The sequence below is a fragment of the Actinacidiphila sp. bgisy160 genome, from assembly GCF_965342435.1.
GTDB lineage: Bacteria > Actinomycetota > Actinomycetes > Streptomycetales > Streptomycetaceae > Actinacidiphila.
The window spans coordinates 12,987-34,612 of record NZ_CBDRCM010000004.1 but is presented as its reverse complement, the minus strand read 5'-3'; the positions used below and the strand labels follow the sequence as shown (position 1 = coordinate 34,612).

Below are 21,626 nucleotides of genomic sequence, written 5' to 3'. Positions count from 1 at the left end.
GGCAGGATCGGAGCCATGGCAGGCAAAGCACCAGCAGGCGACCCCGTCCAGGACGCACCCGAGGTCAGCGCCCCGCAGCAGGCTGCTGCCGGGCTCCCCGCCATCGGGCACACCCTCCGCATCGCGCAGCGGCAGATGGGAGTGCGCCGCACCGCGCTCACCCTCCTCAAGGTCAACCAGAAGGACGGCTTCGACTGCCCCGGCTGCGCCTGGCCCGAGCCGGAGCACCGGCACACCGCCGAGTTCTGCGAGAACGGCGCCAAGGCCGTCGCCGAGGAGGCCACCCTGCGCCGGGTCACCCCGGACTTCTTCGCCGCGCACCCCGTCGCCGACCTCGCCCGGCGCAGCGGCTACTGGCTGGGCCAGCAGGGCCGTCTCACCCAGCCCATGTACCTGCCGGACGGCGCCGACCACTACGAGCCCGTCCCGTGGGAGCGCGCCTTCGAGATCGTCGCCGACGAGCTGAACGGCCTGGCGGGCCCCGACGAGGCCGTGTTCTACACCTCCGGCCGCACCAGCAACGAGGCCGCCTTCCTCTACCAGCTCTTCGCCCGCGAGTTCGGCACCAACAACCTGCCCGACTGCTCCAACATGTGCCACGAGTCGTCCGGCTCGGCGCTCGCGGAGACCATCGGCATCGGCAAGGGCAGCGTCCTGCTGGAGGACCTGTACCGCGCCGACCTGATCATCGTCGCCGGGCAGAACCCGGGCACCAACCACCCCCGCATGCTCTCCGCCCTGGAGAAGGCGAAGGAGAGCGGCGCGAGGATCGTCACGATCAACCCGCTGCCCGAGGCCGGCCTGCAGCGTTTCAAGAACCCGCAGACCCCCAAGGGCCTGGCCGGCGGCGGCACCCCGCTCGCCGACCTCTTCCTGCAGATCCGGCTCGGCGGCGACCAGGCCCTCTTCCGCGCCCTCAACAAGGCGCTTCTGGAGGCCGAGGACCAGGCCCCCGGCACCGTCCTCGACCAGGCCTTCATCGCCGGGCACACCCACGGCTTCGACGAGTGCGCCGCCGCGGCCCGCGCCACCGACCCCGACGAGGTGCTGCGCGTCACCGGGCTGCCGCAGTCCGACATCGACCGGCTGCTCGCCATGGTGCTCGACGCCAAGAGTGTCATCGTCTGCTGGGCCATGGGCCTCACCCAGCACAAGCACTCCGTGCCCACCATCAAGGAGGTCGTCAACTTCCTCCTCCTGCGTGGCAACATCGGCCGCCCCGGCGCCGGCGTGTGCCCCGTGCGCGGCCACAGCAACGTCCAGGGCGACCGCACCATGGGCATCTACGAGAAGCCGGCACCCGCCTTCCTCGACGCCCTGGAGAAGGAGTTCGGCTTCGCCCCGCCCCGCGAGCACGGCCTCGACACCGTCGCCGCCATCCGCGCCCTGCGCGACGGCGACGCCAAGGTGTTCTTCGCCATGGGCGGCAACTTCGTCGCCGCCTCACCCGACACGAACGTCACCGAGGCCGCCATGCGCCGCGCGCGCCTCACCGTGCACGTGTCCACCAAGCTCAACCGCTCCCACGTGGTCACCGGCGCCCGCGCCCTGATCCTGCCCACCCTGGGCCGCACCGAGAGGGACGTCCAGGCGGCCGGCGAGCAGTTCGTCACCGTCGAGGACTCCATGGGCATGGTGCACGCCTCCCGCGGCGGCCTGGAGCCCGCGGGCCCCTTGCTGCTGTCCGAGCCGGCCATCATCTGCCGCCTCGCCCGCGCCGTCCTCGGCCCGGACAGCCGGGTGCCCTGGCAGGAGTTCGAGGGCGACTACGACCGGATCCGCGACCGCATCTCCCGCGTGATCCCCGGCTTCGACGACTTCAACGTCAAGGTGCGCCGCCCCGGCGGCTTCACCCTCCCGCACGCCCCGCGCGACTCCCGCCGCTTCCCCACCGCCACCGGGCTCGCCAACTTCACCGCCGCGCCCCTGGAGTACCCCCACGTGCCCGAGGGCCGGCTGCTGCTGCAGACGCTGCGCTCGCACGACCAGTACAACACCACCATCTACGGCCTCGACGACCGCTACCGCGGCATCAAGGGCGGCCGCCGCGTCGTCCTGGTCCACCCCGACGACGCCGCCGCCCTCGGCTTCGCCGACGGCGCCTACACCAACCTGGTCAGCGAGTGGACGGACGGCACCGAACGCCGCGCCGAGGGCTTCCGGGTGGTCCACTACCCGACGGCCCGCGGCTGCGCCGCCGCCTACTACCCGGAGACCAATGTGCTGGTCCCGCTCGACCACACCGCCGACACCAGCAACACCCCTGCGTCCAAGTCCGTCGTCGTCCGGCTGGAACAGACCACCCCGGTCGGCGGTCCCCACTGACCGTCCGGTAGAAAACGGGCCAGTACACCGAACGACGACGATCGGAGCCACCGTCCATGGGCGAGCAGACCAGCACCAGCCTTTTCTCCCCGGAGGTCATCGAGCAGTACGCCGGACTCGGCGTCGACCTGGTGGCGCTGTTCTCCGCCGGCGACCTCGGCTCCCGCATGGGCATCGAGATCGTCGAGGCGTCCGCGGAGCGCGTCGTGGGCACCATGCCCGTCGAGGGGAACACCCAGCCCTATGGGCTCCTCCACGGCGGCGCCTCCGCCGTCCTGGCCGAGACCATGGGCTCCATCGGCGCCATGCTGCACGGCGGCCCCGGCAAGCTCGCCGTCGGGGTCGACCTCAACTGCACCCACCACCGCGGCCTGCGCTCCGGCAAGGTGACCGGGATCGCCACCCCCGTCCACCGCGGCCGCTCCTCCGCGACCTACGAGATCGTCATCAGCGACGAGCAGGACCGCCGGGTCTGCTCCGCCCGCCTCACCTGCATGCTGCGCCCGGCCACGCCCGCCGCCCCGGGCACCGTCACCCCCTGACGCACGGCCGTCGCGAACGCCGCACACACGCGGAACGGCCCCCGGTATCCTCCGGGGGCCGTTCCGCGTACCAGGTGACGCCGAACGCTACGCCGCACCCTCACCGAGGTATGCGGCACGCACGCGCGGGTCGGACAGCAGGGCCGAGGCGGCGTCCTCCATGACGATCTCGCCCGTCTCCAGCACATAGCCGCGGTCGGCCAGCTGCAGCGCCTGGGAGGCGTTCTGCTCCACCAGCAGCACCGTGGTGCCCTGGTCGTTGATCTCCTTGATGATCTCGAAGATCTGCTGGACGATCAGCGGCGCCAGACCCATCGACGGCTCGTCGAGCAGCAGCAGATTCGGGCGGCCCATCAGGGCCCGGCCGATGGCCAGCATCTGCTGCTCACCGCCGGACAGGGTGCCCGCCAGCTGCGTACGCCGCTCCGCCAGGCGCGGGAAGAGGGTCAGCACGCGGTCCAGGTCGTCCTTGGGGACGCCCTTGAACCGGTACGCACCCATCTCCAGGTTCTCCAGCACCGTCATCACCGGGAAGACCCGGCGGCCCTCCGGGGACTGGCCGATGCCGAGCTCCACGACCTTGTGCGCCGGAACGCCGTCGATCCGCTCGCCGCCCAGCCGCACCTCGCCGTGACGGGGCTGCAGCAGACCGGAGATCGTGCGCAAGGTGGTGGTCTTGCCGGCGCCGTTCGCGCCCAGCAGGGCCACGACCTCGCCCTGCCGGACCGTCACGTTAATGCCCTTCAGCGCCTGGATGGCGCCGTAGAACACCTGCAGGTCGACCAGCTCCAGCATCGCCGGGGCCTCGGTGACGGAACCAGCCGTCGCCTTCTCGAACTCGGCGGCCTCGGTCATCGGCCCTCCTCCTCGGACTCACGCGGCGCGGGGACTTCCGGAGCATCGGCCGCGTGGTGGGACTCGACGATCTCCACCATCTCCGCGACGGCCTCCACGGCCTCCTCGTCGGCCGCACCCAGGTACGCCTCGATCACCGCGGGATCGCGCTGCACCTCCTCGGGCAGACCCTCGGCGATCACCTTGCCGAAGTTGAGCACCATGACACGGTCCGCGACCGACATCACGAGCTTCATGTCGTGCTCGATCAGCAGCACACTGACGCCCAGGTCCCGGTTGATCCGGCGGATCAGCTGCTCCAGCTCCAGCTTCTCCGTCGGGTTAGTACCGGCCGCCGGCTCGTCCAGCAGCAGCACCTTCGGGTCGGTCGCCAGCGCCCGGGCGATCTCCAGACGCCGCTGGTCACCGTAGGAGAGGCCGGCGGCGAGCTCGTTGTGCTTGCCCGACAGGCCCACGTACGACAGCAGTTCCTGCGCCCGCTGGTCGCTGGCCTTCTCGTCCCGGCGCGCCCACGGCAGGCCCAGCATGATCGAGATCGCTCCCGACTTCTGCCGCGACTCCGCCGCGATCTTGACATTCTCCAGCGCCGTCAGGGCGCTGAAGAGCCGGATGTTCTGGTACGTACGGGCCACACCGTAACGGTTCACCAGGTAGGGCTTGGTGCCGAGCAACTTGTGCTCCGCACCGCCCTCCTCGTGGAAGGTGATCGCGCCCTCCTGCGGGACGTACACACCCGTCAGGGAGTTGAACAGCGAGGTCTTGCCCGCGCCGTTCGGGCCGATCACCGCGAGGATCTCGCCCCGCCGCATCGTCAGGTTGACGTCCGAGAGGCTGGTGAGACCACCGAACCGCAGCGTCACGCCACGGGCCTGCAGCACCGTCCCGCCGGTCTGCGCGGGCTCCACGCCCGCGTCCTTCACCGCGTTCACGACTTCACTCCTCCCGCCGGCTCGGTCATCGCATCGGCGTCACCGATGCCCGCCTCCGCCATGTGCAGCTCGCGCTGCCTGCGGCGGGAGGGGATCACACCCTGCGGACGGAAGATCATCATGATGACGAGCAGCGCACCCAGGTAGATGAAGCGGTCCTGCTCCGGGACGTAGTCGCGCAGCGCGTTCGGCAGCCACACCAGCAGCGCGGCACCGAACAGCACGCCCGCGATGGAGCCCATGCCGCCGAACACCACGTACGCCAGCGCGAGCACCGACAGCACGATGGTGAAGTTCTCCGGGTTGATGAAGCCGACCTTGCTGGAGTACACCACGCCCGCCAGACCCGAGGTCGACGCACCGATCGCGAACGCCAGCAGCTTGTACCGGACGGTGTTGATGCCCGTCGCCGAGGCGGCCACCTCGTCCTCCCGGATCGCCGTCCAGGTCCGGCCGATCCGCGAGTGCTCCAGGCGGTTGTACAGGAAGATCAGCACCACCAGGAAGAACAGCAGCAGGTACCAGTACGGCAGCGGGTCCAGCGTCCAGTCGTAGTTGATCGGACCGATGTGGATCGACGGGTGCGGGATGCCGATGACACCACGCGAACCGTTGGTGAACCCGTCCGAGTTCTTGGCGACCAGGTACACGATCTCGTGGAAGCCCAGCGTCACGATCGCCAGGTAGTCACCGCGCAGCCGCAGCGTCGGGGCGCCCAGCAGCACACCGGCGATCAGGCAGGTGACGATGGCGAACGGGATCGACTCCAGCGCGCCCACCGTGAACGGCGGCTTCACCGGCATGTGGCCGGTCCAGAAGGCACAGGAGTACGCGCCGATCGCGTAGAAGGCGATGAAGCCCAGGTCCAGCAGACCGGCCCAGCCGACCACCACGTTCAGACCGACCGCGATGATCATGAAGATCCCCATCTGCGTGACGAGGACCTCCTGCCAGAACAGGCTGGTGTTGGCGGGGATGACGATCGCCAGCACCAGGACGAGCACCAGGGCGCCCAGCCGCAGCCAGCCGTTGGACCGGAACATCGCCCGGGTCGGCTCCAGCGACTTGTTGACGCCCTGCGCGCCCTGCCGGGCCGCCTGGCGCACCGGAGCACCGAACTCCACCAGCGCCCACACACCCACCAGGATGGCGATGCAGATGTACAGCCGCGCCGACTCGAAGGCGCCGGTGAAAGCCGACAACTTCTCCGCCGGGTTGCCGTCCTCGCCCGTCATCAGCGCGAGGATGAAGCCCAGCGCCACCATGCCGAGCAGGCGGGTCCAACGGGGCTCCTGGTACCACGCCTTGCGGCGCAGCTTCGCCACGTCCACCGAGAAGGACTTGGAAGCGGTCGCGTCGCTCATGCCGACCTCCCCAGACGCTCGCCCATGATGCCCGTCGGACGGAACATCAGCACCAGGATCAGGACCACGAACGCGGTCACGTCGATCCACTGGGTGCCGAAGAGCGGGGAGCTCAGGTTCTCGACGATGCCCAGCAGCAGGCCGCCCAGCATCGCGCCACGGATGTTGCCGATGCCGCCCAGCACCGCCGCGGCGAAGGCCTTGATGCCCGGCAGGAAGCCCACCGTGAACCAGACCTGGCCGGAGATGCCGAAGCCGTACAGGAAGCCGGCCGCACCACCCAGCAGACCGCCGATGATGAACGTACGGGAGATGATCTTGTCGATGTCGACACCCATCAGACCCGCCGTCTCGGCGTCCTGCGCGACGGCCCGGATGCCCGCACCCATCTTCGTGCGGTTGACGACCAGGTCCAGACCGATCATCATCGCGACCGCGGAACCGATGATGATCAGCTGCGTGATCTTCACCGGGGTGCCGAAGACGCTGAAGACCTCACCGTTGGTGTACAGCTCCGGCATCGGCACGGGGTTGCGGCCCCACAGCTTGCCCGCCAGGTTGTACAGGAAGAACGACGCGCCGATCGCGCTGATCAGGAAGACCAGCTTCGGGGCGTTGCGCTTGCGCAGCGGCTTGTACGCCGCCTTCTCCAGCCCGAACGCGGTCAGTGCTCCGACCAGGGCGCCGGCGATCATGCCGACGATCACCCAGACGACGGAGGTGAACCCGTGCGGGGACTGCGGGGCGAGCTCGGAGAGCACGACGAGCGAACCGAAGCCGCCCATCATGAAGACCTCGCTGTGGGCGAAGTTGATGAGCTGGAGCACGCCGTAGACCAGGGTGTACCCGATCGCGATGACGGCGTACATGGAGCCCGTCGTCAAGCCTGGGATGAAGTAGTCCCAGAAGTTGTGGAAGAGATTCATGCTGCGTGGGAATCCTTGCTGAAGCCGGTGAAGGGCGGCGAAGACGCGTCCGGCACGACGATGGGGAGCGCGGGGCGGCGGCCGGAATCGGTGCCGCGCCCCACGCCCCCCACCTCAGGTGCCGGTTGCCGGATCAGCCGTTGCTGAGGGTGGCAACGTCACCCAGGTAGCCGATCTTGCCGTCGGCGACCTGGTACAGGTACACGTTCTTGATCTTCAGCTCACCCTTGTCGTCGAAGGAGAACTCCTTGGTCAGGCCCTTGTAGTTGACACCCTTCAGGGCCGCCAGCAGCTTCTCGCGCGTGACGTCCTTGCCGAGCTTCTTCATCTCGGAGATGACCAGGTTCGCGATGTCGTACGACTCGGCCGAGTAGGTGCCCGGAGGCGTGTTGAACTTCTTGGTGTACGCCTCGGTGAACGCCTTGGTGCTCTCGTTCTTCGTGGCGTCGGTGCACGGGCAGGTCAGGAACCAGTTGTCGGCCGCGGCGCCGGCCAGCTCCACGAACTTCGCGTCGTTGGAACCGTCACCCGAGATGCCGATACCCTTGAAACCGCCGTCGGCCAGCTTCTTGGCGAAGGGCGCCAGGTCCGCGTAGTAACCCGCGTAGATCAGCGCGTCGGCCTTCGAGTTGACGACCTTCGTCGCGGCAGCGGTGTAGTCCGGGGTCTTCGCCGGGACGGAGTCCGTCTCCACCGTGACACCCGCGGCCTTCAGGCTGTCGATCGCGACCTTCGCCAGACCGACGCCGTACTCGCTCTTGTCGTCGATGACGAAGACCTTCTTGGCCTTCTCCTTCTTCGACAGGTACTCGGCCATGCCGGCACCCTGCTCGTTGTCGTTCGGAGCACCGCGCAGGAACGAGGTGAAGCCCTGGCTCGTCAGGTCCGGGTTGGTCGCCGACGGCGACACCGCGGCGAGCTGCGCCTGGGCGTACAGGCCACCCGAGGCCTTCGTCGGGCCGGAGAACGCCGGGCCGACGACGGCGACGACGCTGGTGTCACCGATGAGCTTCTGGGCGGCAGCGGGCGCCTGGTCCGGCAGACCCTGGTCGTCACCGTCCACGACCTTCAGCGTGAAGGGCAGGTCGCCCTTCTTGTTGGCCTCTTCGACGGCCAACTTCACGCCGTTGTCCTCGTTGATGCCCAGCGCGCTGTTGTCGCCGGACAGCGGCCCCTGGAAGCCGATGGAGAACGTCGGCTTGCCGCCGCCCTTGCCGCTGTCGTCCTTGCCGCCACCGCACGCGGTGAGTGCAAGAGCGCCAACTGCCACCGGGATAGCAAACTTGACGAACTTCTTGTTGAGCACTACGACCCCCTGGAGCCGCCCAATGAGATTACGAGTCGGCGGGCCGTAGGCCCTCCGGATTGCGACCGCGTGAACATCACGCGGGTTGGCGGGAATGTAATCCGCTGATCAGGCACACAGATAGGTCGTAGGAAGATATGTGATCGGACGGTGACCTGGGTCATGTGCCGGAAACAGAACGGTCCTTACCGGTAACCGGACGACCCGAGGGGGAGAGATGCAGTCAAAGGTCCGATTTAGCGGCCTTTTGCGACGGCCGGCCCGCCGACCCGCGCTGACCGCCCTGGCCGGAGCGCTCGCCGGAGCCACGGTAGCGGCCCTCACCGCCGCCGCGATATGGCCCCACCCTTCCCCGTCCGCGGCCGGCCAACCCCTCCGTCAGCTCGAAATCCCCCTCGACGCACCCGCCGTCAAGGCGGGGAACCTCGAATTCCGCGCCCTCGCCCTGCGTTGCGGCATCGCCGTCATCGTCGGCACCCACGCCGAACACCCCGCCAAAGGCCGCCTCTGCCGCATACGCGTCCTCGTCACCGTCGACGACTCCGTCAGCGCACGCCTCGACAACGACCTCCACCGCCTCGTCCTCGCCGACGGCAGCCGGCACCCCATGGACTGGGAGGCCATGCAGATCAAGCGCCAGCCGCTCACCATCGACATCGGCGCCCACGACAGCGCCCAGTACGACCTGTGGTTCGACATCCCCCGCGACGCCGCCGTCCACCACCTCGCCGTCACCAACGACAAAGGGATGCCCGCATCGGACATCCCCCTGCCACAACGCGACTGGCCCGACCACTCGGCCTGAACGGCCGCCGGCCGGAACCAGCCCCCGGCCGACGCTACTTGGCGCCGCCGTCCACCTCGTCCAGCACGGCCTGAGCCACCGCCTGCATCGTCATCCGGCGGTCCATCGACGTCTTCTGGATCCACCGGAAAGCGGCCGGCTCGGTCAGCCCGTACTTCGTCTGCAGGACGCTCTTCGCCCGGTCCACCAGCTTCCGGGTCTCCAGCCGCAGACTCAGGTCCGCGATCTCCTCCTCCAGCGCCCGCAGCTCCGTGAAGCGCGACACCGCCATCTCGATCGCGGGGACGACATCGCTCTTGCTGAAGGGCTTCACCAGGTAGGCCATGGCGCCCGCGTCCCGGGCCCGCTCCACCAGCTCGCGCTGCGAGAAGGCGGTCAGCATCAGCACCGGCGCGATCTTCTCCTTGGCGATCCGCTCGGCGGCGGAGATGCCGTCCAGCACGGGCATCTTCACGTCCAGGATCACCAGATCCGGCCGCAGCTCCTCGGCGAGCTTCACGGCCGTCTCGCCGTCCCCCGCCTCGCCGACGACGGAGTAGCCCTCCTCCTCGAGCATCTCTTTCAGGTCGAGCCTGATCAGCGCCTCGTCCTCGGCGATCACCACGCGGGTGGTCTGCGGCGGTACGTGCGACTGCTCGTCGACGTGCTCGTGCTCGGGCTCGGCGGCGCTCACGGGACTCCTCGTTCCAGGGCAGGTGCTGCGTTTAGAGCCTACCTAGCTGCGGTGCCGACTTCCCACACGGTACGCTGTGATCCGCAACTAGCCGGGTTGATGGAATCGGCAGACATGATCGCCTCAAAAGCGATTGCCCGAAAGGGCGTGCGGGTTCAAGTCCCGCACCCGGCACACCTCAACGAATCCTCGTTCGTGTGAACGTTCACTGTTTGTCAGTGCGACAGGTGCGCCTTGCGCAGAGTAGTGGCATGGTCGCACACGGGAACGAATTGCGTCATCAGGCAGTCGCCTTGTGCCGTGCTGGTGTAAGAAACGCCGAAGTGGCTCGCAGGCTCGGAGTACCGCTGGGCACCGTCGGCTACTGGCTGCATCTCGACCGAGCCGAACGCGGTGAATGCCCTGGGCGGCCTGCCCCGTCATGCCCCCGCTGTGACGGCTCCACACTCGACGAGGCTGCCTACTCGTACCTGCTCGGCCTCTATCTCGGTGACGGCCACATCATCCAGTACTCCCAGCATCGCGTGCCCAGCCTCATGATCACCTGCTCGGAGGAGTGGCCTGGTCTCATGGACGAGGCCGAAAGGGCGATGCGGGCCGTCTTCCCGCAGAACAAAACGTGCCGCGTGCGCAGAACCGGGTGCCGCAACGTCAAGGTCTACTCGAAGCACCTGTGGTGCATGTTCCCGCAGCATGGCGCGGGCAGGAAACACGAGCGCCGCATCGTGCTGGAGCCATGGCAGCAGGCCGTCGTGGACGGGCATCCGTGGGAGTTCATCCGGGGGCTCATCCATTCCGACGGGTGCCGCATCACCAACTGGACCACGCGGACCGTGGCCGGGGAGCGCAAGCGCTACGAGTACCCGCGGTACTTCTTCACCAACAAGTCCGGCGACATCCGCGAGCTTCTCTCCGACACGCTCGACAAGGTCGGCGTGGAATGGAAGGTCACCCGGCGCGGCAAGGACCCGTACAACATCTCGGTCGCCCGCCGGGAGTCCGTCGCGCTCATGGACCGCTTCATCGGCCCGAAGTATTGAGGCGCGCCTTCGTGTGCCGGGTGGCGACCGCCGTCGTGGGGTCCTCGGGCCAGGGGTGCTTGGGGTAGCGGCCGCGCAGTTCCGCGCGCACCGCGCGGTAGCCGTCGCGCCAGAAGGAGGCGAGGTCGGCGGTGACGGCGGCGGGGCGGCCGGCGGGGGAGAGGAGGTGGACGAGGAGGGGGACGCGGCCGCCGGCGATACGCGGGGTGGCGGTCCAGCCGAAGAGCTCCTGGAGCTTGGCGGCGAGGACGGGACGGTCGTCGTCGTAGGAGATGCGGACCCGGGAGCCGGAGGGGATCTCCAGGCGCTCCGGGGCGAGTTCGTCCAGGCGGGCGGCGTCGCCGGCGGCCCAGGGCAGGAGGCGGCCCAGGGCCGCGGCGGCGTCGACGCGGGCGAGGTCGGCGCGGCGGTGGGCGGTGGCGAGTTCGGGGGCGAGCCAGTCGTCCGCGCGGGAGAGCAGGGCCTCGTCGGAGACGTCGGGCCAGGGGGCGCCGATCTCGCGGTGGAGGAAGGCGAGGCGCCGGCGCAGGGTGTCGGCGTCGCGGGTCCACCTCAGCAGGCGCGGTCCCTCGCGGCGGAGGCCGTCGAGGAGGGCGGTGCGCAGTTGTGCGGGGTCGGGGTCGGCGAGGGGGCGGGCGGTGAGGGTGATCGCACCGAGGCGGTCGGTGTGCTGGGCGGTGACGTCGCTGTCGGTCCAGGTGACCTCGTCGTTCTCGGTGAGCAGGGGCGCGGCCGCGGTGCGGGCGGTGTCCTCGTCGATGGCCGCGGCGAGGCGTACGCGGGCGGAGGGGGAGCCGACGGGGCGGTCGGCCACGGCGATGGCGAGCCACTGGGGGGTGCCGAGTCGGGTGCCGTCGGCCAGGTCGGCGGCGGTGCCGGAGGCCATCAGGTAGCCGGAGCGGGAGCCGGAGCCGGAGCCAGGGCCCGCCACCGTGCCCGCGCGGCGGCGGGCGACGCGTTCGGGGAAGGCGAGGGCGGTGACGAGGCCGGCGGCGGTGTCGTCGGTGAGCGCGGTGGCGGGGTGGTCGGGGGCCGCGGCGGCGAGCCGGCGAGCTTCCCGGCGCCAGCGGTCGGCGTGGGCGTCGCGGGAGCGGCGGGCGGTGCGCCAGGCGGCGGCGAGGTCGTCGCCGTGTTCGCGCGGGGGCTGTTCCGACAGCAGGGCGACGATGTCGGCGGCCCTGCGGGTGCCGGTGTGGGGGGCGCCGTCGAGCAGGGCGCGGGCGAGGCGGGGGTGGAGGCCGATGCGGGCCATGCGGTCGCCGCGGTCGGTGGTGCGGCCGCCTTGACGGAGGGCGCCGATGGCCGTGAGGACGTCGTGGGCGGCGGCCAGGGCGCCGGGCGGGGGTGGGTCGAGGAGGGCGAGCCCGGTGGCGTCGGGGTCGCCCCACGCGGCTGCCTGAAGGGCGAAGGGGGTGAGGTCGGCGACGGTGATCTCGGGGGAGGGGAAGCGGGGCCGGGCGGTGTCCTCGGCCTCGTGCCAGCAGCGGTAGGCGGTGCCGGGGGCCTCGCGTCCGGCGCGTCCGGCGCGCTGGGCGGCGGTGGCGAGGGAGGCCCGGACGGTGGTGAGGGAGCCGAGTCCGCGGGCGTGGTCGGTGCGGGGTTCGCGGGCGAGGCCGGAGTCGACGACGACCCGTACACCGGGGACGGTGAGGCTGGATTCGGCGACGGAGGTGGCGAGGACGACGCGGCGCCGGGTGCCGTCGCCGCCGCGGAGCACGGCGTCCTGGACGGCGGCGGGTGCCTGGCCGTGGAGCTGGAGGACCTCGGCGTCCGTGCCGGCGAGCAGGCCCGCGACACGGGCGATCTCGCCGGTGCCGGGGAGGAAGCAGAGGACGTCGCCGTGGGCGGTGCGCAGGGCGGTGCGGACGGTGGCGGCGACGTGGTCGAGGAACGCGGGGTCGACGCGCGTGCCGTGCGGTGGGCGGATGCCCTGCGGCGGCGGTACGTGCGTGACGGTGACGGGGTGGAGGCGGCCTTCGGCCTGGACGACGGGTGCGTCGCCGAGCAGCCGGGACCAGGCGTCGGCGTCTGTGGTGGCGGAGGCGGCGACGATGCGCAGGCCGGGGCGGAGGGTGGCGCGCACGTCGAGCAGGAAGGCCATGGCGGTGTCGGCGTCGAGGTGGCGCTCGTGGCACTCGTCGAGGAGCACGGTGGTGGTGCCGGGGAGTTCCTGGTCGCGCTGGAGCCGCTGGAGGAGGACTCCGGTGGTGACGACTTCGACGACGGTGGCGGGGGAGACCCTGCGGTCGCCGCGTACGGTGTGGCCGACACGGCCGCCCGGCTCCTCGCCGAGGAGCCAGGCCATGCGGCGGGCGGCGGCTTTGGCGGCCATGCGGCGTGGTTCGGCGACGACGACGGTCCGGCGGGGCCGGTCGTCGAGCAGTCCGGCGAGGGCGAGCGGGACGAGGGTGGTCTTGCCGGTGCCGGGCGGGGCGGCCAGGACGGCGCAGCCGTGGCTGTCGAGGGCGTCGTGGAGGGCGGGCAGGGCGGTGCGCACCGGGAGCGCGGCGAGGGCGTCCTCGCGGAGGCCCGCGGGTCGGGGGGTCACGGGGCGACGCAGACGAAGATCGCGGTACCGGGGATGACGTGGCCGCGCAGCGGGGACCAGCCGCCCCATTCCGCGGTGTTCCAGGCGGGCCACTCGGGTTCGACGAGGTCGACGAGGTGGAAGCCGGCGGCGGCGAGTTCGCGGACGCGGTCGCCGAGGGTGCGGTGGTGTTCGACGTAGACGGCGTGCCCGGTCTCGTCCTGTTCGACGTAGGGGGTGCGGTCGAAGTAGGAGGCGGAGGCGGTGAGCCCCTCGGGGCCGGGTTCGTCGGGGAAGGCCCAGCGGATGGGGTGGGTGACGGAGAAGACCCAGCGGCCGCCGGGGCGCAGGACGCGCCGGACCTCGCGCATGACGTGGGCGGTGTCGGCGATGAAGGGGAGGGCGCCGTAGGCGGAGCAGACGTGGTCGAAGGAGGCGTCGGCGAAGGGGAGGGCGCCGGCGTCGGCCTGGATGAGGGGGAACGCCGGGGCGGGAGGGGCGGAGGTGGACGCGGTGCGTGCGTCGTCGATGCGGCGGGCGTGCTGGAGCTGGCGGTGGGAGAGGTCCAGGGCGACGGGCCGGGCGCCCTGCGCGGCGAGCCAGCGGGAGCACTGGGCGGCGCCGGCGCCGATCTCCAGGACGGCCGCGCCCTTCAGTCCGGCGGTGGGTCCGAGGAGGTGGAGCTCGTCCTCGGTTGCTCCTTCCGGGCCCCAGACGAAATCGGCGTCCCCGAGGAACTCTCCATGATCGTTCTGGTATTCGTCGGCGTTGCGGTCCCACCATCCGCGGTTGGCTCGACTGCTCTCCGTGGTGCCCGCGACACGGCGCGTGGCCTCGGGTTCTTCGGGATCGGGCCGGGGGGCCGGTGCTTGGATCATCGCGCTGCTCGTCGTACCCTCTGTGGTGACCTGTGGCTGCGGTGCCGCCGCTGCACGTCCATGTACCAGTGCCCGGTACGGGGTGTTACGCCCGTGGTGTGCTCTTCGTGCATTGACCGTGCCCGGCTGCCCCCGTATGCTACAAGTTGCGCTGCGAGCCTGCGCGCCTCGGACGGAGCAGGCTGCGCTCACATCTGTTGTAAACCTCTCGGCCTTGCGGGCTGTCCGGAATCGGCAGGAGCGAAACGGGCTTACGGCGTAGCAGTACCTACGACTTCATGTCCGTACCGGAGCCCTTTTCCTAATGACGAGCAGCACCGAGGCCCAGGCCCCTCGTACCACCCCGCAGGTGGCGGTCAACGACATCGGTTCCGAGGAAGCCTTCCTCGCCGCGATCGACGAGACGATCAAGTACTTCAACGACGGCGACATCGTCGACGGCGTCATCGTGAAGGTCGACCGGGACGAGGTCCTGCTCGACATCGGTTACAAGACCGAGGGTGTCATCCCCTCGCGCGAGCTTTCGATCAAGCACGACGTCGACCCCAACGAGGTCGTCGCCGTGGGCGACGAGATCGAGGCCCTGGTCCTCCAGAAGGAGGACAAGGAGGGCCGTCTGATCCTGTCCAAGAAGCGCGCCCAGTACGAGCGCGCCTGGGGCACGATCGAGAAGATCAAGGAAGAGGACGGCATCGTCACCGGTACCGTCATCGAGGTCGTCAAGGGTGGTCTCATCCTCGACATCGGCCTCCGCGGCTTCCTCCCCGCCTCCCTGGTCGAGATGCGCCGTGTCCGCGACCTCCAGCCGTATGTCGGCAAGGAGCTCGAGGCCAAGATCATCGAGCTGGACAAGAACCGCAACAACGTGGTCCTCTCCCGCCGTGCCTGGCTGGAGCAGACCCAGAGCGAGGTCCGCCAGACCTTCCTCACCACCCTCCAGAAGGGCCAGGTGCGCTCCGGCGTCGTCTCCTCCATCGTCAACTTCGGTGCCTTCGTGGACCTGGGTGGCGTGGACGGCCTGGTGCACGTGTCCGAGCTGTCCTGGAAGCACATCGACCACCCCTCCGAGGTCGTCGAGGTCGGCCAGGAGGTCACGGTCGAGGTCCTGGACGTCGACATGGACCGCGAGCGCGTCTCGCTGTCGCTGAAGGCGACCCAGGAAGACCCGTGGCAGCAGTTCGCCCGGACCCACCAGATCGGCCAGGTCGTCCCCGGCAAGGTCACCAAGCTGGTGCCGTTCGGTGCGTTCGTCCGCGTGGACGAGGGCATCGAGGGTCTGGTCCACATCTCCGAGCTGGCCGAGCGCCACGTGGAGATCCCGGAGCAGGTCGTCCAGGTCAACGACGAGATCTTCGTCAAGGTCATCGACATCGACCTCGAGCGTCGTCGCATCAGCCTCTCGCTGAAGCAGGCCAACGAGTCCTTCGGTGCCGACCCGGCCTCGGTCGAGTTCGACCCGACCCTGTACGGCATGGCCGCGTCCTACGACGACCAGGGCAACTACATCTACCCCGAGGGCTTCGACCCCGAGGCCAACGACTGGCTCGAGGGTTACGAGAAGCAGCGCGAGGAGTGGGAGCGCCAGTACGCCGAGGCGCAGGCCCGCTTCGAGCAGCACCAGGCGCAGGTCATCAAGTCCCGCGAGGCGGACGCCGAGGCCGCGGCCGCGGCCGGCGAGGCGGCTCCGGCCGGCCCGGCCGGTGGCTCGTACTCCTCGGAGTCCGGCGACCAGTCCGGCGCCCTCGCGTCGGACGAGGCGCTGGCCGCGCTCCGCGAGAAGCTGGCCGGCGGCCAGAGCTGATCGCAGGGCGTATCGCCCACGCACCACGGAAGGACCCGCTCTCCCCTGGAGGGCGGGTCCTTCCGCGTTCGTTCGCCAAGTCCGGGCGGGAATGCGCGGGCCGTACGGGCCGTTGCACCCAGAGTTGACGAAGACCGAGGGAAGGGTGCGCAGTGCTGGATCCGCAGGGGCTGTACGCATACGAGCCGGGCGGGGCAGAGGCGGTCGACGAGGCGTTCGGTGAGACCGGACCCGTGCTGCTGTACCACTTCGACGGGTACATCGACGCCGGGGAGACCGGTGCGCAGGTCGTCGAGGAGCTGCTGGAGCGGCAGGAGCACCAACTGGTGGCGCGTTTCGACGCGGACCGCCTGGTTGACTACCGGGCGCGCCGTCCGCTGATGACCTTCAAGCGCGACCGCTGGTCGGGGTACGAGGCCCCGCAGATCGCGCTGCGGCTGGTCCGGGACAGCACGGGCTCGCCGTTCCTGCTGCTGTCGGGCCAGGAGCCGGACATCGAGTGGGAGCGTTTCGCCGCGGCGGTGGTGCAGATCGTGGAGCGTCTGGGCGTGCGGCTGGCCTTCAACTTCCACGGCATCCCCATGGGCGTACCGCACACCCGCCCGGTGGGGCTGACGCCGCACGGCAACCGGTTGGACCTGGTGCCGGGGCACCGCACCTGGTTCGACGAGGCGCAGGTGCCGGGCAGCGCCGAGTCGCTGATCGAGTACCGGCTGGCCGAGGCGGGCCGTGACGTGCTGGGTGTCGCCGCGCACGTACCGCACTACCTGGCACGTTCGGGTTACCCGGACTCGGCGCTGGCCGTGGTGGAGACGCTGACGGCCGCCACCGGCCTGGTGCTGCCGCAGGTGGCGCACGCGCTGCGGATGGAGGCGCACACCGTACGTGCCGAGATCGACCGGCAGGTCGCCGACGGCGACGCGGAGCTGGTCGCGGTGGTGCAGGGTCTGGAGAACCAGTACGACGCGCTGGCGGGCGGCAGCAGCCGGCAGAACCTGATCGCCGAGCCGGTCGAGCTGCCGTCGGCGGACGACCTGGCGGCGGAGTTCGAGCGTTTCCTGGCCGACCGCGAGGACGACGGCTCCTGACCCGGCTCGTGGGCGGACGGCGGCCCCGATAGTCTCGCGCCATGGTCAAGGTGGGGCTGACGGGCGGGATCGGGGCGGGCAAGAGCGAGGTGTCGCGATTGCTGGTCTCCTATGGGGCGGTGCTGGTCGACGCCGACCGGATCGCGCGCGAGGTGGTGGAGCCGGGCACACCCGGGCTGGCGGCGGTGGTAGCCGAGTTCGGTGAGGGGGTACTGGCCGCCGACGGCACCCTGGACCGGCCGAAGCTGGGCGCGATCGTCTTCTCCGACCCCGAGCGGCTGCGGGCGCTGAACGCGATCGTCCACCCCCTGGTCCGGGACCGCTCGGCGGCGCTGGAGCGGGCCGCGGGCACGGACGCGGTCGTCGTGCACGACGTGCCGTTGCTGGCCGAGAACGACCTGGCACCGCTGTACGACGTGGTCGTGGTGGTGGATGCCGCCCCCGAGACTCAGCTTGACCGGCTGGTGCGCCTGCGCGGCATGGCCGAGGAGGACGCCCGGGCCCGGATGGCGGCCCAGGCCACCCGGGAGCGGCGGCTGGCGATCGCCGACGTCGTGATCGACAACGACGGGCCGCTGGAGGCGCTGGAGCCCCAGGTCCGGCAGGTGTGGGAGCGGTTGCGTCAAAAGATCGTCAAGAGCTGATCCGGAACCACCCGGCGGGACGCCATCCCGCCGATCCGGCCGCTGCTCCCTGCTCCCTGCTCCGGCTCCGGCCGCCGAGCCCGCGCGGCCCGTCACCGAGGTCGACGGCGCGACGCCGCAGCCTCTGGAGGCGCCGAAGGGCCCGGCCGGGCCCACGGTGCCGACGGAACGGCGGCCGGCCGACGGGGAGGCCTGAGCGACCTCCGCGGCGTTCCGCAGGGGAATGCATATACGGATGGTGATGTTGGGTAGTTGTGACCTGTTGAGCGCCCGGGGAAGGAGGCGGCTGTGCCCGAGCAGAGCCCCGAGAACCACGTCATCGACTTCCGCGCGGCGGAGCAACTGCTGGCGGTCCGCGACGCCCGTGGGGCGGTGAAGCTGCTGGATTCGGTCATCGCCGCCCACCCGGAGAACACGGCCGCGCGGCTGCTGCGCGCCCGTGCCTTCTTCCTGTCCGCGCAGCTACGCCCCGCCGAGCTGGAGTTCCAGGTCGTCCTGGAGCGTGAGCCGGACAACGCGTACGCGCACTTCGCTCTCGGCCGCACCCTGGAGCGTTCCGGCCGTTCGGGGGAGGCGCTGCGGCACTTCCGGCTGGCGGCGGCGCTCGACCCCAAGCCCGACTACCTGCAAGCGGCCCGCTTCCCATACCCGGCGTGAGCCAGAATGGGGAGTTCGCCCGGTTTTACGCCGGGCGCCCCTCGCGTCACATTGATCCATATCGTCGCTCTCGTTACGGTTCCGGGGCACGTGTTCTGACGCAGCCTCAACTGTGGGGAGCCGGCCGTGACTCGAGTGACCAGGCGGATGCTGCTGGGTTCGGCCGCCGTGACCGCCGCGGGCGCGGTGTTCCCGGCGGGGGCGGCGGGCGCGACCATGGCCGGCGCCTTCGACACCGCTCCCGCGCGGGCCGCGCTGGGCCGGTTGCTGCCACGGCATGCGGGGCAGTTCCGGCTGACCGCGCAGGCCCGGGGGAACGGCGGCAAGGACGGCGGAGGGCCCGACCGCTTCCGGATCGCCGGCGCGCGGGGCCGGATCGAGGTGGCCGGGACGTCCCCGGCCACACTGCTGTGCGGTGTGCGCTGGTACCTCAAGCACGTGTGCGGCGTGGGCGTCTCCTGGGCGGGCGACAGTCTGGACGCCCTGCCCGCGACGCTCCCTGCGCCGCCCCCGGGCGGCATCACCCGGCGCGCCACCGTGCCGCACCGCTTCGTCCTCAACGACACCAACGACGGTTACACCGCCCCCTACGCCGACTGGCCGCGCTGGGAGCGCTTCATCGACGTACTCGCACTGCACGGCTGCAACGAGGTGCTGGTCGTCGCCGGTGCGGAGGCCGTCTACCGGCGCGTGCTGCGCGAGTTCGGCTACTCCGACCGGGAGGCCCTGGCCTGGCTGCCGGCCCCGTCGCACCAGCCGTGGTGGCTGCTGCAGAACCTGTCCGGGTACGGCGGCCCGTTGACTCCGGGCCTCGTCGACGCCCGCGCCGCACTGGGCCGCAGGATCACCACGCGGCTGCGCGAACTGGGCATGACCCCGGTGCTGCCGGGCTACTTCGGCACCGTCCCGGACGGCTTCGCCGGGCGCAACGCGGGGGCGCGCGTCGTCCCGCAGGGCACCTGGCACGGCTTCGCCCGCCCTGACTGGCTGGACCCGCGTACCGGTGCCTTCGGTGCCGTGGCGGCCTCCTTCTACCGGCACCAGAAGGAGCTCTTCGGCGAGGCCGCGTACTTCAAGATGGACCTGCTCCATGAGGGCGGCACCGCCGGCGGCGTGCCCGTGGCCGCGGCCGCCCGCGGCGTCCAGGCGGCGCTGCGTGCGGCGCACCCCCGCGCCACCTGGGTGATCCTCGGCTGGGAGAAGAACCCGCGGGCCGATCTGCTGGGAGCCGTCGACAAGGAGCGGATGCTCGTCGTGGACGGCGTCTCCGACCGGTTCGCCTCGGTCACCGACCGCGAGCGGGACTGGGCGGGCACCCCGTACGCCTTCGGCTCCATCCCCAACTTCGGCGGCCGGACGACGATCGGTGCCAAGACGCACGTGTGGGCGGACCGCTTCTTCAGCTGGCGGGACAAGCCCGGCAGCGCCCTGGTCGGCACCTGCTACCTCCCGGAGGCCGCCGAGCGCGACCCGGCCGCCTTCGAGCTGTTCTGCGAACTGCCCTGGCACGAACAGCGGGTGGACCTGCCGACCTGGTTCGACACCTACGCGCGGACCCGCTACGGCGCCGCGGACGGCCAGGCCCGCGTCGCCTGGCAGGCCCTGCGCCGCACCGCCTACCGGCACGACGCGCTGGAGCGCGCAGACGCCCACGACAGCCTCTTCACCGCCCGCCCCTCACTGACCGCCGACTCCGGCAGCGTGTACGCCCCCAACGCCCTCACCTACGATCCCGCCGGATTCGACACGGCGTTCGCCGCGCTGCTGGCGGTCTCCGCGGGGGCGCGTGACCGCGACGCCTACCGTTACGACCTGATCGACGTCGCCCGGCAGGCCGTCGCCAACCGCAGCCGGCAGCTGCTGCCGCAACTGCGTGCCGCGTTCGCGCGCGGCGACGCGGCTGTCTTCCGCCAGCTGTCCGAGCTGTGGCTGCGGCTGATGCGGCTGGCCGACGAGGTCGCGGGCGGCCACCGCGCGTTCCTGCTGGGCCCCTGGCTCGCGGAGGCCCGGGCCTGGGGCAAGGCGGACGCGCAGCGCGCGGAACTCGAGCGCACCGCCCGGGTGCTGACCACCACCTGGGGCGGGCGCGCGACCTCGGCGTCACTGCACGAGTACGCCAATCGGGACTGGAACGGGCTGGTCGCGGACTTCTACCTGCCGCGCTGGCGGACCTTCCTGGACGAGTGCGCGGCGGCCCTCACCACCCGGCGCGCACCGCGGGCCGTCGACTGGTACCGCGCCGAGGAGCCCTGGACGAAACGCACCGGAAGCTACCCCACCCGGCCCACCGGCGACGCGCACACGCTTGCCCGGCGGGCCTACCAGGCCCTCGCCGCCGCCCCCTACCAGGGCACGCTGACCGTGACCGCGGAACCCGCGACCCTGGTGCCGGGCGGCCGGACCCTGGTCACCGCGGAGTTCATCAACACCAACGGTCTCGCCCCGACGGGCACCGTCGGCTTCTCCCTGACCGCGGACGGCGTGCGGGCCGTGCCGCGCGGGGCGCTGTCGCTGCCGCGCGTGGCGGCCGGCGGCACCGGCCGTGCGACCTGGCATGTCACCGCGCCCGAGACACGTCCGAAGCGGCCCCTGTCGCCGCTGCGGTACGAGGCGCGGGCCGCGTACGAGCCGGTGCCGGGCGGCGCGAGGGTGCCCGCGGTCGCCACGGGGGACCTGTACGTCGCGGGCCCGCTGGAGCGTGCGTACCGCACCGTCAACGGCACCGGCGCGGTCTTCGGGCAACTCGGCGACCGCTTCGCCATCGACGGCGCCGGGCGCGACCTGTGGAAGGGCACGGCCGAGTTCGCGGCGGTCCTGCGGCGCGGCGCGCTGCGGGACGGCGTGACGGTCACCACCCGGGTCGACAGCCAGGCCGAGACGGCCGCATGGGCGCGGGCGGGCATCGTCGTCCGCGACGACCTCGACGACCCGGCCGCCCCGGGCTTCCTGAACCTGGCCGTCAGCCCCGGGCACGGGGTGACGCTGTCGTACGACTCCGACGGCGGCGGCCGGCTGAACCGCTACCGGCGGCTCGCCGGGGTGCGCGCCCCGGTGCTGCTGAGGCTGCGCCGCCGGGGCCGCGCCTACACCGGGGAGTGCAGCACCGACGACGGGACGACGTGGCGGAAGGTCGCGACCGTGACCGTCCCCGCGGCGGCCCGGACCCAGGACGTGGGGCTCTTCATGACCGCGGGGAACGGCGGCACGGGGGACCGCGGCCTGGTGGAGTTCACCGGCTTCCGCGTCACCTGAGGCCGCCCGTCCCC

Annotated in this window: 17 protein-coding genes and 1 tRNA gene; 10 read left to right on the top strand and 8 right to left on the bottom strand. The window is 71.2% G+C overall.

Annotation, left to right across the window (positions count from 1 at the left end; genetic code table 11):
* The first annotated feature begins 15 nt into the window (after nt 1-15).
* Nucleotides 16-2,325 (top strand): FdhF/YdeP family oxidoreductase, encoded by a 2,310-nt coding sequence (locus ACRWNP_RS05790; protein ID WP_431959867.1) that lies wholly within the window; start codon nt 16-18, stop codon nt 2,323-2,325.
* Nucleotides 2,326-2,381: 56 nt separating this feature from the next.
* Nucleotides 2,382-2,867: a PaaI family thioesterase gene (locus ACRWNP_RS05785; RefSeq protein WP_431959866.1), complete on the top strand. Its 486-nt coding sequence runs from the start codon at nt 2,382-2,384 to the stop codon at nt 2,865-2,867.
* Between the two features lie 87 nt (nt 2,868-2,954).
* Here ACRWNP_RS05785 and ACRWNP_RS05780 read toward each other — a convergent pair whose 3' ends face one another.
* The 5 genes from ACRWNP_RS05780 to ACRWNP_RS05760 form a co-directional block, all read right to left on the bottom strand.
* Nucleotides 2,955-3,722, bottom strand: coding sequence for an ABC transporter ATP-binding protein (locus tag ACRWNP_RS05780; protein ID WP_431959865.1), 768 nt, complete (start codon nt 3,720-3,722; stop codon nt 2,955-2,957).
* Nucleotides 3,719-4,651, bottom strand: coding sequence for an ABC transporter ATP-binding protein (locus ACRWNP_RS05775; protein ID WP_431959863.1), 933 nt, complete (start codon nt 4,649-4,651; stop codon nt 3,719-3,721). Before ACRWNP_RS05775 ends, ACRWNP_RS05780 begins: the two co-directional genes overlap by 4 nt.
* Nucleotides 4,648-6,015, bottom strand: coding sequence for a branched-chain amino acid ABC transporter permease (locus ACRWNP_RS05770; RefSeq protein ID WP_431959862.1), 1,368 nt, complete (start codon nt 6,013-6,015; stop codon nt 4,648-4,650). Before ACRWNP_RS05770 ends, ACRWNP_RS05775 begins: the two co-directional genes overlap by 4 nt.
* Nucleotides 6,012-6,941: a branched-chain amino acid ABC transporter permease gene (locus ACRWNP_RS05765; protein WP_018557217.1), complete on the bottom strand. Its 930-nt coding sequence runs from the start codon at nt 6,939-6,941 to the stop codon at nt 6,012-6,014. The genes ACRWNP_RS05770 and ACRWNP_RS05765 overlap by 4 nt, the downstream gene beginning before the upstream one ends.
* A gap of 133 nt (nt 6,942-7,074) precedes the next feature.
* Nucleotides 7,075-8,211, bottom strand: coding sequence for a branched-chain amino acid ABC transporter substrate-binding protein (locus tag ACRWNP_RS05760; protein ID WP_431959861.1), 1,137 nt, complete (start codon nt 8,209-8,211; stop codon nt 7,075-7,077).
* 283 nt (nt 8,212-8,494) lie between these two features.
* Between ACRWNP_RS05760 and ACRWNP_RS05755 the strand changes: the two genes are divergently transcribed.
* On the top strand, nt 8,495-9,052 hold the full coding sequence (locus tag ACRWNP_RS05755; protein WP_431959860.1) for a hypothetical protein: 558 nt from the start codon (nt 8,495-8,497) through the stop codon (nt 9,050-9,052).
* A gap of 34 nt (nt 9,053-9,086) precedes the next feature.
* Here ACRWNP_RS05755 and ACRWNP_RS05750 read toward each other — a convergent pair whose 3' ends face one another.
* Entirely contained in the window at nt 9,087-9,725 is a 639-nt protein-coding gene (locus ACRWNP_RS05750) for an ANTAR domain-containing response regulator (RefSeq protein WP_431959859.1), read from the bottom strand.
* 90 nt (nt 9,726-9,815) lie between these two features.
* Here ACRWNP_RS05750 and ACRWNP_RS05745 point away from each other — a divergent pair.
* Together ACRWNP_RS05745 and ACRWNP_RS05740 are read left to right on the top strand one after the other, a co-directional pair.
* Nucleotides 9,816-9,899, top strand: a tRNA-Leu gene (locus tag ACRWNP_RS05745).
* A gap of 77 nt (nt 9,900-9,976) precedes the next feature.
* Nucleotides 9,977-10,765 carry a helix-turn-helix domain-containing protein gene (locus tag ACRWNP_RS05740; RefSeq protein ID WP_431959857.1) on the top strand — a complete coding sequence of 263 codons (789 nt, stop codon included), beginning with the start codon at nt 9,977-9,979 and terminating at the stop codon, nt 10,763-10,765.
* Here ACRWNP_RS05740 and hrpB read toward each other — a convergent pair.
* Together hrpB and ACRWNP_RS05730 are read right to left on the bottom strand one after the other, a co-directional pair.
* Nucleotides 10,746-13,382 (bottom strand): ATP-dependent helicase HrpB, encoded by a 2,637-nt coding sequence (gene hrpB, locus ACRWNP_RS05735; RefSeq protein WP_431959855.1) that lies wholly within the window; start codon nt 13,380-13,382, stop codon nt 10,746-10,748. The genes ACRWNP_RS05740 and hrpB overlap by 20 nt on opposite strands.
* Nucleotides 13,310-14,170: a class I SAM-dependent methyltransferase gene (locus ACRWNP_RS05730; RefSeq protein WP_431959854.1), complete on the bottom strand. Its 861-nt coding sequence runs from the start codon at nt 14,168-14,170 to the stop codon at nt 13,310-13,312. The genes hrpB and ACRWNP_RS05730 overlap by 73 nt, the downstream gene beginning before the upstream one ends.
* A 304-nt stretch (nt 14,171-14,474) precedes the next feature.
* Here ACRWNP_RS05730 and rpsA point away from each other — a divergent pair, with 304 nt between their 5' ends.
* The 5 genes from rpsA to ACRWNP_RS05705 all read left to right on the top strand — a co-directional run bounded on the left by rpsA (nt 14,475) and on the right by ACRWNP_RS05705 (nt 21,612).
* Nucleotides 14,475-15,971, top strand: a complete 1,497-nt coding sequence (rpsA, locus tag ACRWNP_RS05725; protein WP_431959853.1) for a 30S ribosomal protein S1 — start codon at nt 14,475-14,477, stop codon at nt 15,969-15,971.
* A 152-nt stretch (nt 15,972-16,123) separates the two neighbouring features.
* Complete coding sequence (locus ACRWNP_RS05720; protein WP_431959852.1) at nt 16,124-17,059, top strand: PAC2 family protein; 936 nt, start codon at nt 16,124-16,126, stop codon at nt 17,057-17,059.
* Nucleotides 17,060-17,100: 41 nt separating this feature from the next.
* Nucleotides 17,101-17,703: a dephospho-CoA kinase gene (coaE, locus tag ACRWNP_RS05715; RefSeq protein WP_431959851.1), complete on the top strand. Its 603-nt coding sequence runs from the start codon at nt 17,101-17,103 to the stop codon at nt 17,701-17,703.
* A 288-nt stretch (nt 17,704-17,991) separates the two neighbouring features.
* The gene (locus ACRWNP_RS05710; protein ID WP_431959850.1) at nt 17,992-18,360 is read left to right on the top strand and encodes a tetratricopeptide repeat protein; all 369 of its coding nucleotides are present in this window, start codon (nt 17,992-17,994) and stop codon (nt 18,358-18,360) included.
* A gap of 147 nt (nt 18,361-18,507) precedes the next feature.
* Complete coding sequence (locus ACRWNP_RS05705; RefSeq protein WP_431960033.1) at nt 18,508-21,612, top strand: alpha-N-acetylglucosaminidase; 3,105 nt, start codon at nt 18,508-18,510, stop codon at nt 21,610-21,612.
* The last annotated feature ends 14 nt before the right edge of the window (nt 21,613-21,626 follow it).